12 protein-coding genes are annotated in these 13,513 nt (G+C 64.0%); 4 read left to right on the forward strand and 8 right to left on the reverse strand.

Going from position 1 to position 13,513, the window contains the following annotated elements:
• The first annotated feature begins 44 nt into the window (after nt 1–44).
• Nucleotides 45–1,238 (forward strand): glycosyltransferase family 2 protein, encoded by a 1,194-nt coding sequence (locus AB5Y95_RS03835; RefSeq protein ID WP_368159542.1) that lies wholly within the window; start codon nt 45–47, stop codon nt 1,236–1,238.
• Nucleotides 1,235–1,870, forward strand: coding sequence for a sugar transferase (locus AB5Y95_RS03840; protein ID WP_010633836.1), 636 nt, complete (start codon nt 1,235–1,237; stop codon nt 1,868–1,870). Before AB5Y95_RS03835 ends, AB5Y95_RS03840 begins: the two co-directional genes overlap by 4 nt.
• Nucleotides 1,871–2,346: 476 nt before the next feature.
• Here the strand turns inward: AB5Y95_RS03840 and AB5Y95_RS03845 are convergent, their stop codons facing one another.
• From AB5Y95_RS03845 to AB5Y95_RS03870, 6 genes are all read right to left on the reverse strand, one after another.
• Nucleotides 2,347–3,348 carry a glycosyltransferase family 4 protein gene (locus AB5Y95_RS03845; RefSeq protein WP_368159543.1) on the reverse strand — a complete coding sequence of 334 codons (1,002 nt, stop codon included), beginning with the start codon at nt 3,346–3,348 and terminating at the stop codon, nt 2,347–2,349.
• A 75-nt stretch (nt 3,349–3,423) separates the two neighbouring features.
• Complete coding sequence (locus AB5Y95_RS03850; protein ID WP_368159544.1) at nt 3,424–4,911, reverse strand: SpoIIE family protein phosphatase; 1,488 nt, start codon at nt 4,909–4,911, stop codon at nt 3,424–3,426.
• Nucleotides 4,912–4,921: 10 nt separating this feature from the next.
• The gene (locus AB5Y95_RS03855; protein ID WP_005301417.1) at nt 4,922–5,590 is read right to left on the reverse strand and encodes a CpsD/CapB family tyrosine-protein kinase; all 669 of its coding nucleotides are present in this window, start codon (nt 5,588–5,590) and stop codon (nt 4,922–4,924) included.
• A 1-nt stretch (nt 5,591) separates the two neighbouring features.
• Nucleotides 5,592–7,697 (reverse strand): SLBB domain-containing protein, encoded by a 2,106-nt coding sequence (locus tag AB5Y95_RS03860; RefSeq protein WP_201880760.1) that lies wholly within the window; start codon nt 7,695–7,697, stop codon nt 5,592–5,594.
• A 17-nt stretch (nt 7,698–7,714) separates the two neighbouring features.
• Nucleotides 7,715–8,131, reverse strand: a complete 417-nt coding sequence (locus AB5Y95_RS03865) for a hypothetical protein (protein ID WP_010633832.1) — start codon at nt 8,129–8,131, stop codon at nt 7,715–7,717.
• The gene (locus tag AB5Y95_RS03870) at nt 8,128–8,475 is read right to left on the reverse strand and encodes an STAS domain-containing protein (RefSeq protein WP_005301420.1); all 348 of its coding nucleotides are present in this window, start codon (nt 8,473–8,475) and stop codon (nt 8,128–8,130) included. The genes AB5Y95_RS03865 and AB5Y95_RS03870 overlap by 4 nt, the downstream gene beginning before the upstream one ends.
• Before the next feature lie 341 nt (nt 8,476–8,816).
• On the opposite strand from AB5Y95_RS03870, the gene AB5Y95_RS03875 reads away from it, so the two are divergent.
• Complete coding sequence (locus AB5Y95_RS03875) at nt 8,817–9,308, forward strand: molybdopterin-dependent oxidoreductase (RefSeq protein WP_005301421.1); 492 nt, start codon at nt 8,817–8,819, stop codon at nt 9,306–9,308.
• Nucleotides 9,309–9,316: 8 nt separating this feature from the next.
• Entirely contained in the window at nt 9,317–11,140 is a 1,824-nt protein-coding gene (locus AB5Y95_RS03880; protein ID WP_226008529.1) for an ATP-binding protein, read from the forward strand.
• 108 nt (nt 11,141–11,248) lie between these two features.
• Here the strand turns inward: AB5Y95_RS03880 and AB5Y95_RS03885 are convergent, their stop codons facing one another.
• Nucleotides 11,249–12,277, reverse strand: a complete 1,029-nt coding sequence (locus tag AB5Y95_RS03885; protein ID WP_226008530.1) for an MBL fold metallo-hydrolase — start codon at nt 12,275–12,277, stop codon at nt 11,249–11,251.
• Nucleotides 12,278–12,396: 119 nt separating this feature from the next.
• Complete coding sequence (locus AB5Y95_RS03890; RefSeq protein ID WP_226008531.1) at nt 12,397–13,380, reverse strand: aldo/keto reductase; 984 nt, start codon at nt 13,378–13,380, stop codon at nt 12,397–12,399.
• Nucleotides 13,381–13,513: the final 133 nt, after the last annotated feature.

Genomic DNA, 13,513 nt, shown 5'->3' on the forward strand with positions numbered 1-13,513 from the left:
GGCGATGCCATCGACACGCGAAGAGACAGCAAAAGGAGCCTCCCATGGAATGGATCATGATCGTGTTCTGGCTGTGTGCAGCCCTGGTGGTGTACCACCATGTGGGTTACCCCCTGCTGCTAAAATGGGTCGGCAAACGGGCCTGTTCGCGCCAGCACCAACCGACCCCGCACCAACGGGGTTTTCGGGCCGAGGTCGGCGATGAGCAGCTTCCCGCCATCACCCTGGTGATGCCCATCTACAACGAGGCGACCACCCTGGCGGCCAAGCTGCAGAATCTGGCCAGCCTCGACTACCCGGCCGACAAGCTGGCGGTACACCTGCATTTTGATGGCTGCACCGACGACAGCTATGCCATTGCCCTCTGCCAGCTCGGGGATCCCGCCTTGCTGCAGCTGCAGATCCGGCTGTTCGAGCACCCACGCAATCGCGGCAAGGTGGCCGTGCTCAACGAGGCGATGACCCATATCGACACCCCCCTGGTCGCCTTCAGCGATGTGTCGGCTCTGCTGCCCATCGACAGCCTGCTGCTGGCCGCCGCCCACTTTCAGGACCCCGTCGTCGGCGTGGTGGGCGAAGCCTATCGCTTCTGGCAGCCAGGCTCCCAGGGTGAGGCCAGCTACTGGCGCTATCAGAGCCAGATCAAGCTGTGCGAATCCGCCCTTGGCAGCATGCTGGGGGCCCACGGCGCCTTCTACGTGATGCGCAGTGACTGCCTGGCGCCGCTGGCGCCCGATACCATCAACGACGACTTCATCCTGCCGATGCAGGCCATCGCCAGAGGCTACAAGGCGGTCTATGACAATCGCTGCGCCGCCCTTGAGCTGGAGGTCTCCGATGCCCAGCTGGAGTCCAAGCGCCGCAAGCGCATCGGTGCCGGCAACACCCAGCAGTTGCTGCGTCTGCTGCCGCTGCTGCACCCCAGATTCGGCTGGGTGGCGTTCAACTTCGCCAGTGGCAAGGGCTTGCGGGTGCTCATGCCCCTCTGCCTGACCCTGATGTGGCTGTGCGCCATTCCGCTGGCCATCCACTCGCCCCTGTTCGCGGCGCTGCTGGCCGCTCAACTGCTGGGCTACGCCCTGGTGCTGCTGATCCAGCTCACCCCGCTGCACAACTGGCCCGGTCTGTTTCGCAAGATCCACTATCTGGTCCTCGGACACTGGTACAACGGCATCGGCTCCCTGCGCTACGGCCTGCGGATGCTGACCCGCCCCACCTCACAGGAGAGAGCAGCATGAAACACCCCATCCCCAAAGCGACCCAGGTGCTCAAGCGCATCATGGATCTGGCCGGTGCCAGCCTCGGCCTGCTGCTGACCCTGCCCCTGTGGCCACTCATCATGCTGGCCATACGGCTCGACAGCCCGGGCCCGGTGTTCTTTCGCCAGCTGCGCATTGGCCGCAGCCACGCCAGCCACACCGAGCTCTTCTTCATGATCAAGTTTCGCACCATGCGCGCCGATGCCGAGGCAGGCACCGGGCCGGTCTGGTGCGGCAAGGCCGACAGCCGGATCACCCGCAGCGGCAACTTTTTGCGCAAGACCCGGCTCGACGAGCTGCCCCAGTTCCTCAATGTGCTCAAGGGGGAGATGTCGCTCATCGGGCCGCGGCCGGAGCGCCCCGGCATTGCCAACCGGCTGGAAGATGCGGTGCCCTTCTTTATCGAGCGCACCTATGAGATCGCCCCCGGCATCACAGGGCTGGCCCAGGTCAATCAGGGCTATGACGAGTCGCTTGACGATGTGCGCAGCAAGCTCGCCTTCGATCTCGCCTACTCGGTGACCCTGCTCCACCCCTGGCGCTGGCTGCTGCAGGACATGCAGATCATCGGCAAGACGGTCGCCATCATGGTGGGCAAGAAGGGGCGCTGAGCCTCCCCCGCTGCCGGATCTCGGGCCACTGCCTTGGCGGCGGCCCTCTGCTTTTCCCCCTCAGCCACGCCAGCCTGTCGGGCCTGCAGCCCCTTTTCATCTTCTTGCTGACAGCGGGCCGCGCCAACGCTGCCCTCACTCGCATCTCTTACCAGAACGACGCCCCTCGCCATCCCGAGCGGTTTGAACCACCCCCTTTCCCCGGCGCCTGCTCTGGCTCCCTGCCAGGGGGAGCCAGAGGTCGCGGTCTGCTTCTTTAGCGAGGTGTTCGTGGGCAAGCGGATTCGCGCTGCTGTTCAGGAGCCTGGCGGACTGAGGCATCCAGCCGCACCATCTGGCCGGCGCCAGATAGGCAGAGCAGAGAGCGCGAGGCTGACAGGGAGAAGGGTTGACCGAAGGTGCGTCGCACAGCCATAAAAAAAGCGAGTGGCCTGGCCACTCGCTGCGCTTGCTGGCGGTGTGCCGGCGGCTCGGGATCAGCCGCCATAGACCGCCAGGATATCGCTCACCCTGTGGTTGACGCTGTAACCCCGGGCGATGGTCTGGCGGGCAGCCAGGCTCATGGCGCCCCGCGCCTGCTCGTCGCGGCTCAGCCAGTAGTTGACGATGGCCGCCATGTCCTGCACCTGGCCCGGCTCCACCAGCCAGCCGTTGGACTTGTGGTCAATCAGCGACACCAGCCCCCCTACCGCGAAGGCGCAAACCGGAATGCCGTGGGCCATGGCCTCCAGCGCCACCAGCGGCAGCCCCTCGAAGCGGGAGGTGATGCAGAGCAGATCGATATGCTGCCACTCGTCGACCATGCGGCGAAAACCGTGAAACTCGACGCGATCTCCATACTGCATGCTGAGATCCCCCATCAGCGGCCCCTCACCATAGAGATGAAAACTCCCCTCCGGGCAGAAGGCAGCCAGTTGGCAGAACGCCTGGGGCCCCTTCTCGGCAGAGAGGCGGCCGACGAAGGCGATGCGATTGCCCGCCACCGCCACCGGGGCGGCAGGCATGGGGACAAAATTGCTGATGACGGTGCTCGGTACAGGCAATCTGCGGGCGATGGGCTCGCTCACTGCGATGCACTTCGCAAAGCGGGCCGTGAACCGGTCGAGCCAGCTGTAGAGTTTCAGCCAACCCTCCCCGTCATCCCCGCTGTGAAAGGTGGAGACCACGGGCTTGCCGCTGCACCAGGCGGTGAGGCGCCCCAGGATCCCGGCCTTGTAGCCGTGGGTGTGCAGCAGCACGAAGCCGGGCTGGCCTGCCAGCACCCGCACGAAGTCACGGCTGTTGCGACAGACCCGGTATGGCAACCCCTGTTGCCTCAGCAGAGTGACAAAGGGGGTCATACCGTGATCCGCCACCAGCACTATGGTGGTGTTCAGACCCCGCGCCAGCAGATCGCGGGCAAGGTGGGTGATGTGGATCTCTATCCCGCCGACCTGACGGGCATCGATGGCGAGCCAGACCTGATGTGTTGGCAACATGGGCAACCTCCTCTGGTGGCGTCGGGCCACCTGCAGCGGGGGTTTTGCATAGAGTGTGCCAGCAGTTTGGGGGCCTCAGTCGGCAGGAAATGCCACCAGCAGCAGGGTCATGTCATCCGGGGCCTTGTCGGCCCGCTCGTCAAACCAGGTGGCAATGGCCAGGGCCAGCTGCTCCAGGCCGGGTGCGGGGGTGAGACAGATCTGCTGCAGCTGCGCCTGCCACAACTGGCGCTCGGCGGGATCCCGGCTCTCCAGCAGACCATCGGTCCAGAACAGCAGGCGCTCGCCCGGCTGCAACTGATGCTCGCAGGTCTCGAAATGGGGATCCGGCCGCAGACCGGGCAAGGGACCGGTCACGCCGAGCGGGTGCATTCCGTCCGCCCCGATGAGCCAGGGGGCCGGGTGCCCGGCACTGGCCCAGCGAACGCGGCCCGCCTCCCCCAGCTCGATGCAGAGGGTGGTGAGCAGGGTCGCCCCCAGCAGGGGATCGCTGTGCACGGCGGTGGAGAGGGTGGTCAGCAGGCTGGCAGGGGATCGCTGCTCGCTCTGGGCGGTCAGCAGACCGCGCAGATAGCCCACGTAGGCGTGGGCGAAGAACTTGGCCTCGGCATCGTGCCCCATCACGTCCCCGAGCCACAGCACCCGCTCCTTCACCAGCAGGAAATCCCCGCCCCCCACGGCGGCGGCGCGGGTCTGCAGCGCCAGCTGATAGCCGTGCAGCTGATTGGCCGGCAGCAGGGGGCGCAGGGCCGAGGTCATCCGCTGATCCAGCTGATCCCCCCACTGGGCCTTGAGCTGGGCCGACCGCTTGAGCACCCGGGCGACCGCCAGCTGCAGCGCCTGCTTGGTGATGGGCTTGATCAGGAAATCATCGATGCCAAGGGCGCCAGCCCGGCTCTGGGTCCATTGATCATGGTGGCCGGTCAGAAAGATGAAGGGGACCCCGCGCATCTTGGGATCCTTCATCAGCTGCTGGCGCAGGGCGAAGCCGTCGATCCCCTCCATCTCGATGTCGGAGAGCACCAGATCCGGCGGCTGGCGTCCCAGCGCCTGCAGGGCCGCCAGGGGATCGGCAAAGCTGTCGACCTGATAGTTGTCGTGCAGATAGCCGGTGAGCAGGGTGCGCATCACCTTGTCATCGTCGATCACCGCCACCATGGGCATCCGCCGAGGAGCGTGCCGGGCCCGCAGGATCACCCGGTTGCGCCCCTGCTGATGGCTGAAGCTCACTTCCTCAAACAGGCTGTGCACCAGCGCCAGACCATAGCCCCCCTCCTGCGGCTCTGCCGGCAGGGGGTTGGCCGCCAGCGCAGGCTGGGGCCCGCCGTCGTCATCCAGTTGCAGACTCAAGCCCGACTCATCCTGCTGCAGGGTGAGCCAGAGCTGGCTCGCCGGCGGCTCCCCATGACGCACGATATTGGTGGCGAGCTCGCTAAAGCAGAGCAGCCAGTTGGCCTGCTCCTCGGGGGGAACCTGAAACAGCGCCAAACCTTGCGCCAGACGGCCGCGCAGCTCGCGTACCGACTGCAGGGTGGCGGGGGCGGATCGCAACCACTCTTTCATATCGTCTCCCTCAGATCCGGAAGTTGAGCAGCATGCTGCGCCGGCACCAGCGTTTGAGCCACTCGGTCAGCCGGTTGCTCGGCAGCCGGTTGAGTTCGCGCAGGATCTCGCTGGCCAGCCCCGGATTGACCCTGTCGTTGAACACGGCCCCCAGCAGATTGGCCTCGGCCCGGGTCAGCTTCTCCACCGCGCTCTGCACCATGGTGGTCGGCGTCACGCCGGCCAGCACCACCAGCAGGGCCCCCTCACAGGCGGCGCACACCTGATCCGCCGGGATATTGCCCCGGTTGAGGGCATTGAGGGGGGAGGTATCGAACAGCACAACATCATAGTGCTCGAGCCAGCGCACCAGCAGGGCGCGCAGGGTCTCCTTGTTGCGAAAGGCCATCAGATCCTTGCCCGGCGCTGGCAGCACCGCCAGGGCGTGGCCCTGGTGCTGGGGCTCGGGCACGTCGTTGGGCCCCCAGGCCTGGCCGGCCGGCCGGCCCGGGTGATAGAGGTTGAGATCCACCAGCAGGGTCTTGAGGCCGTCCGCCTCGGCGCGCCGGGCCAGCGCCTCGCAGATGGTGCTGACCCCCTCGCCCCCCTCGGCCGAGGTGACCGCCAGGGAGCGGATCCCCCGCGCCAGGGTCGAGGCGTAGAGCGACTCCAGTTCCAGGTACTGGATCGGGATGCTCACGTTACAGGGTTCCCACCAGGGCGACCACCGAGATGGTGGTGAGAATGTCACGCATCCCGTCCATGAAGATGGCCCAGTTGCTGCTCTTGCTGTCGGGGATGAAGACGGTGTCCCCTGCCCTGAGTACCGGCAGCTGGCTGAAATCGGGCTCCTTGGCAAAGCCGTCCAGATCGAAGGTACGGGCCTGATCCCCCTGGCCGCTGACGGCCATGTTGATCACCACGATCTTCTTGATGTAGGCAGAACTGGTGGGCCCGCCGGCTTCCGCTAGCAGATCCAGCAGGGTCATGGAGGAGTTGAAGCGATAGCGGCCCGGCCGGGCAATGGCCCCCAGCACCCGTATGGTGTTCTCCTTGGGCTCGTCGAGCCAGGGGCGGTTCTTCTCCGGCAGGTAGATGGAGTCCCCCGGCAGCACCTTGGGCAACAGTGTCTCGTCGCCGGTCTCAAAGTAGAGGGAGAGATCCAGCTTGCTCACCCGCGCCGTGCTGCCGTTGCGATGGGCGATGCGCACGTTGCGCAGGTCCGCCGCCTGGGTCGGGCCGTCTGCCGCCGAGAGGATGTCGATGAAGCCCATCTCCTCGTTGAAGGCGTAGCGACCGGGGGCGCCGACCTGGCCGAAGATGTAGATGGAGCTGTCCGGCGACTGGCGTACCCACTGGGACTTGTTGTCGCTGGGATCGGTGGGCAGCTCGGGGATCATGATGGTGAAGCCGGCGTGGATCCTGGGCAGGCTGCCAAGGGCCCCCCCCTGATGGAGAAACTTGTCGAGATCGAAGATGGTCGGGGTCGCCATGCCCCCCTCCGAGGTCAGGATCTGTACCTTGGCGATGTCGGCCCGCTCGTTGGGGCCACCGGCATGGGCGATGAGATCGAGCAGCGACATCTCGTCAGACCATTCATAGCGGCCGGGAATGCGTACCGCCCCCATCACCATCACAGCCCGCCCCGGCGCCACTTTGAGCCAGGACTTCTCGTTGATGTCGGTCTTCTCCGGCACGAAGATGGCGTCCCCCGGCCTTATCTGCGGCAGGTTTTTCTGCATGCCCTCGGTATAGGCCTGCAGATCGATGGGTTCGACCGCGCCATTGGTGCGCAGCAAGCGGATCTGGCGGCTCTCGGCATAGCGGGTCGGTCCGCCGGCGTTGGCCAGGATGTCGAGGAAGGTATCCCCCTCCCGTCCCTCATAGGCGCCGGGCTTGAACACCTCCCCCATGATGTAGATGGTGCGCGCCCCGCGCTTGATCTGCTCCTCGTCCTTGGGCACGAAGATGGTGGCGCCGGGGGCCAGCGCCGGCAGCAGCTTGTTGTTGCCCGAATCGAGGTAGGCCTTGAGATCGAACAGTTCGGGAGCATCCCCGTTGATCACCCGGATCCGCTCCACCCCGGCAAAGCGGGTCACCCCGCCGGCCCGCATCAGCAGATCGACGATGGAGTTGCCGCTCTTGAAGCTGAAGGCGCCCGGGCTGTTCACCTCGCCAAACACCTTGATCGCCTTGCCGGTGTCGCCATCCCCGCCGGCTGCCAGGGTGGCGGCATCGAAGTCAATCTGGACGTTGCCGATAAGGGGGGATGCGGGCACGAAGACCACGTCGAGGGATTGCAGCGGGGGCAAGAGACCGGCATCGCCGGTATCGAGATAGCGTTTGTAGTCAAAGCTGGAGACGGTGTCGCCACGGCGTACCTGCATGTTGTTGAGCTGGGCCCCCGGCACCAGGCCGCCGGCCGCATCCAGCGCCATCTGCACGTTGCCATCGGGGGCCAGATCATAGCTGCCGGGCTTTTTGACATAGCCCATGACGCTGATGAGCAGCCGCTTTTCCAACAGGGTGATGGTCAGCTGGGAGAGGTTGTTGTAAACGGGCTTGAGGGCGGTGCGAATGATGGCGTCCGCCTCTGGGAGCGTCTTGCCGCCCACCACCACTGAGCCCACCTCGGGCAGTTTGATTTCACCCTGCTTGTCGATCTGGAAGGGCTTGTCGAAGGCGGCCTCCCCCGGCTGCACGATTGAGAGCCGATCACCCGGCGCCAGCAGGGTGCTTGCCAGCAGCGGACAGGTAAACAAAAACAGAACAACCGCGATAAATCCCTTGATAGCGCCCCGATCCATAGACATCCTTTTTATTGTTACGTTTGCCTCCACTGACGCAACGGAAGTCCAGACCAGCTCCGGCTACAACCACCACTGGTGGTCTTTTCCAGCTGCAAACGCACCTGCTTCAACGACTCGGCCAGCATGGCCTGACGCCAGGCTACGTCGGCCCAGAGTCGGCCATGTACATCCCGTACTATATCAACTCGTTGAGATTGTAGCTGTTTTAGCCCAGCCGGCATGCAGTCGCGCAGACCCGCCTGCTGCAGGCTGACCAGTTGCTGATCGAGCTTCTGTTGACGCTCATCATAACCTGACAGCAGGCGTTGTTCATCCTCATTTAACGGTAACCAGGTGGGTCTCAGCTCGGCCATTCCCCCCTTGCCCTCGGATGGCCATTGCGCGCAACCCGCCATCAGCAGCGAGATCCCGAGCACAAGCCAGTGCTTCATGATGCCACCACCATGCCGGATGACTGCATGTAGGCTTTCACGTTCTCATGACAGGGAATAACCCGGTTGATGTGCAGCATGTCCAGCAGATCGCGGGGTTGACCCGGACCACAGATGATCTCCAGATGATGCCCGTTCATCACCAGCCGCTTGTGGAGAAACACCAGGGCACCGATCCCTGAGGAGTCGATGAAGTGCACGTCTCGCAGATCCGCCAGCACATCACCTGTGTACTCCGACAGCTTTTCAAATAAGGGGCGCAATTCACTGACGGCCATCGCATCAAACTCGCTTTCCAATGCCACAACCTGAGTGTCGTTAAGGGTGTAGGTCATGCTTTCCATGTTGAAGCTCCTTGTCTATGCCAGGACGGTTTCGTTCCATGCCATACCCAGTAAAGCAAGAGCCGTGCCTGGCAAGAAAAAGACCCAAAGAAACCCTGTTTTTCACCTTAACTAGAGAAGCACATCGGCCAGGGCAAGGGGAACATTCTTTGCCAATTTGCAACATGGCTCATCCTTCTCATTGCAAAATGCGATGAAAAGACACTCTCACCCCCTCTTCACCCCCGTCTAAGCCACGCCAGCTGCCGCTTTCCACTATCAGGCACGCTTATTGCCTTGCCTCTATGCCAGGCCCGCCGTTGCCCTGGCATCTGCTTCTCACGGTTCCATGGAGGAAGGTTATGAGACTCAATTTTTATATGGCTCCCCTGCTGGCCATTCTTTGCGCTACCGCCCAGGCGACTCCCGATCCCGACAGCGCCCAGCTCAGGGTGGAAGGCGCCATTACCCAGCCCAATTACCAGCAGGACGCCCTGTGGGACACCGCCATGCTGGATCAACTGCCCGAATACGAGATCAAGACTCACACCCCCTGGTATGACGAAGAGAAGACCTTCCGCGGCCCCCGTCTGAGCGATCTGCTGGCCAAGGTGGGCGCCAGCGGCAAGCAGCTGACCATCACGGCGCTCAACGACTACTCGATCCAGGTGCCCACCAGCGATGCCGCCCAGTATCAGGTGATCCTGGCCCGCAGCATCGATGGCAAGCCGCTCTCGGTGCGCGACAAGGGGCCCCTGTTCCTCATCTACCCGTTTGATCAATACCCCGAGCTTCGCAACAAGCTCTATTACGGTCGTGCCATCTGGCAGATCAACAAGATCAAGGTGGAGTGAACCGCATCATGCAATCCATGGCAGCCAGTCAGCGCTCCCTGTTCGTCGTGCTCTGCGTGCTGTTGCTGGCGTTTGCCGGTATCGGTACCGTCCAGTACCGGCAGTTCGAAGAGCTGCAGCACAGCACCAGTCAGGGTGAAGACAACGTCATGTGGAACTATTTCCAGCTCTACAACGAGGCGCTGCGCTTTCAAAATGCCCTGAAAAATGAGCCGCGGGTCAAGTTCCAGCTCAGATACGACATTCTGGTCAGCCGGATTGAGCTGGTGCTGGAGAGCAAGGATCGCAACCTGCTGCAACATACCCAGATTTATCAGCAGGCCAGTAAGGAGATGCGCCGCTTCATCGCCCTGGCCGATCTCTGGCTCGGGCCGGTCCAGCACAAGCCGCTGGATCAGGCGGCCCATCAGCAGCTTGATCAACAGCTGGCCGCCCTGCTTCCCCAGCTCCACCAGCTGACCCTGGAGGTCAACGAGCAGGCGACCCTGCTTGACGTCGCCCGCCGCGAGGGGGTCCGCCAGCAGATCATCACTACCAGCCTGATCGCGGCCCTGCAGTTTGCCCTGCTGTTCGTGCTGGCCCTGCTCATCTGGCGGCAGATGAATATCTCGTTCCTGCAGCACAAGCTGATGCAGCAGCTCAACGAGAAGCTGGTGCGGGCCAATCGCGAGGCCGAAGCGGGTCAGCGGGCAAAAAGCAGCTTTCTGGCCAACATGAGCCACGAGATCCGCACCCCCATGAACGGCATACTCGGCATGTTGTCGCTGCTGGCGGATCGCACCATGGCCCCCAGAGAGCGGGAGTACCTGGAGACGGCCCGGGAGTCAGCCAACCATCTGCTGGGGCTGCTCAACGACATTCTGGATATCTCGAAACTGGAAGAGGGGCGCATCGAGCTGCAGCTCGTGCCCCACCATCTGCCCAAGCTGCTGGAGGACATCCGGGCCCTGATGCAGAGCAATTGCGATGCGAAGGGGATCAAGCTCAGCCTGACCCTGGCCCCCAACACGCCGGAATGGCTGATGATGGATCCCCTGCGGGTGCGCCAGATCCTGTTCAACCTGCTCAGCAACGCCATCAAGTTCACCCACCAGGGCGAGGTGAACATCAGGGTGGACAGCCAGCCGCTGGACAAGGAGCGTCATTCGATTCGGATCGCGATTCAGGACACCGGCATCGGCATGAGCAAGTACCAGATGGGCAACCTGTTCCAGCGCTTCTCCCAGGCCGACATCTCCATCACCCGCCAATATGGTGGCTCGGGGCTGGGCCTCGAGATCTCCCGCAACCTCGCCCGCCTGATGGGGGGCGACATCTCGGTCGAGAGCCACGAGGGATTCGGCAGCACCTTTACCTATCTCTGGCCTGCCCAGGCGACCACCCCGTCGATGACCAGCCTGCCCAGCAAGCCGATCAGTCAGGAGAGCTATCGCATCTTGCTGGTGGACGACAACGCCACCAATCGCAAGGTCATCGGTGCCATGCTCGCGTCTGCCGGCCATCGGGTGACGCTGGCGCTGCAGGGGGAAGAGGCGCTGACCAGACTGGCGCAAGAGACCTTCGACATCGTGCTGATGGATGTGCAGATGCCGGTGATGGACGGGCTGGCGGCCACCACCCATATTCGCGCCTCGCGCCAGAGCTGGGCCGACATTCCCATCATCGCCCTGACCGCGGATGCCATGCCCGAATCGAAGCAGTACTATCTGTCTCACGGCATGAACGGCTACATCACCAAGCCCATCAGCAAGGAGACGCTGCTGGGGGAGATCAACCGTCACCTGGTGCGCGAGCAGCGCAAGCGCACCATGACTCTGGGCAATCAGGCTTGAAGCGGCGCCGTGCGCTAGAACGCAGCGGCGTGAAGGTAGCAGGCGCTGGCTCGACGATGCGGGCGCCCGGCATGGGCGCCCGTTCTCACGCTTGAGCCAGACCCAGGTTCACTCCCGCCACCAGGGGCTGCCACCATGGGGGGCCTGCAAGGTCAGCGGTTCCCCCATCATGGGGGTGGTCAGCGGGATTTGCTGCTCGGCCGCCAGCCGGGTGATCTGCTCCAGCGGCTCATCCCATGGGTGCATGGCGAGATCGAAGGTACCGTTGTGGATGGGATAGAGCCAGGCTGCGCGCAGATCGTGAAACGCCTGCGCGGTCTGGGCCGGAAACATGTGCACATGGGCCCAGCGCTCGTTGTAGGCCCCCGTCTCGAGGAAGGCCATGTCAAACGGGCCATGGCGCTCCCCTATCTCCTTGAAGCCGGCGAAATAGCCGCTGTCGCCGCTGAAGAACAGCTTGCAATCATCGCTGCGAATGACCCAGGAGGCCCACAGGGTCTGGTTGCCATCGCTCAGGCCGCGGCCGGAGAAGTGCTGGGCCGGCGTGGCGATGAGCTCGATGCCATCGACCCGGGTCTGCTGCCACCAGTCCAGCTCCCTGATCTTGTGCGCCGGCACGCCCCAGGCGCGGAGCCTGGCCCCGACCCCGAGCGGGGTGATGAAATGCGCCACCCGGCCCTGCAGCGCCACTATGGTGGCGTGATCCAAATGGTCATAGTGATCGTGGGAGAGGATCACCCCGGCCAGGGGCGGCAGATCCTCAAGGGCCATGGGCGGGGCGTGCCAGCGCCTGGGGCCCAGCCATGAGAGCGGTGAGGCGCGCTCGCTGAAGACGGGGTCGGTCAACCAGAACTGGCCGCGCAATTTGAGCAGCAGGCTGGAGTGACCCAGCCGCCAGACGCTGAAATCCGGAGCCGCCATGACATCCGCAAGGGTCATGGCCTGCACCGGGATGGCGCGATCCGGCAGGGTGCCGGCGGGCTTGCCAAACAGGAAGTCACGCCAGATCCCGATCTCTTTCCAGACACTGCGCGCGGGAGGCGCCACCAGATTGTGAAACCGGCCCGCCCGATACTGGGTTGAGTCCTGGTGTTCGGGCAGACCCGATTGCAATACAGACGAGATAATACCGGCCATCGCGGCTCCTGTGACTCATAACAACATAACGGCCCCGGCGAACCGGGGCGACACGAGCGTTGCCAAGACACGCGGCAGTGGCCGGGTGCCTTGCACGGCTCGCTTTCAAACAGGGCGCCTCAGCGCCCCACCAGTTTTCCCAGGTGCGCCGGGTAGCGCCCCCCTTCCAGCTCGATGCCTGCCACGGCGACGTCAATGTCGGCCAGCTCGCGGCTGCCGAGCCTGATGGCGGCGGCCCCCAGGTTCTCTTCCAGCCGGTGCAGCTTGGTGGTGCCCGGAATGGGCACGATCCAGGGCCGCTGGGCCAGCAGCCAGGCAAGCGCAATCTGGGCCGGCGTCACCCCCTTGCTGGCGGCCAGATCCCCCAGTACCTCCACCAGGCGCAGGTTGGCGGCGCGGGCCTCCTCGGCAAAGCGCGGCACTATGCTGCGAAAATCGTTCGCCTCGAAGCGGGTATCGGCCTTGATGGCCCCGGTCAGAAAGCCCTTGCCAAGCGGGCTGAACGGCACGAAACCTATCCCCAGCTCGTCGAGCAGCGGCAGGATCGTCTGCTCGGGCTCACGCCACCAGAGGGAATATTCGCTCTGCAGCGCCGCCACCGGCTGCACCTTGTGGGCACGGCGGATGGAATCGACGCCGGCCTCGGACAGACCGAAGTGGCGCACTTTCCCCTCGCGGATCAGATCCTGTACGGTGCCGGCCACCTCTTCCATCGGCACCTCTGGATCGACGCGGTGTTGATAGAAGAGATCGATGACATCGGTGTTGAGCCGGCGCAGGGAGGCCTCGGCCACGGCGCGGATATTCTCCGGCCGGCTGTCCAGCCCATCGGGTACCTTGCCGTGCTTGAAGCCGAACTTGGTGGCGATCACCACCTTGTCGCGAAACGGGGCCAGCGCCTCCCCCAGCAGCAACTCGTTGTCGCCAGGGCCATAGGCTTCGGCGGTATCGAAGAAGGTGACCCCGAGCTCATGGGCGCGCCGGATCAGGGCGATCGCCTCCGCTTTGTCGGTGGCGGGGCCATAGCCAAAGCTCAAGCCCATGCAGCCCAGACCGATGGCGGATACCGTCAGCCCGCTGTTACCCAATTGACGTGTTTGCATGCTTGCTCCTTTTCTCACAATGCAGCCGAAACTGCCCTGGTAACCATGGATGCACAGACCCTTGTCTCAACCAACCCGAAGGGGAGTCAAGCGCTAAAGGCTGGCGCGGTCGATGGACGCACTATAGAGATGG

It is taken from the genome of Aeromonas sp. R5-3, assembly GCF_040908225.1.
Classification (GTDB): domain Bacteria; phylum Pseudomonadota; class Gammaproteobacteria; order Enterobacterales; family Aeromonadaceae; genus Aeromonas; species Aeromonas dhakensis.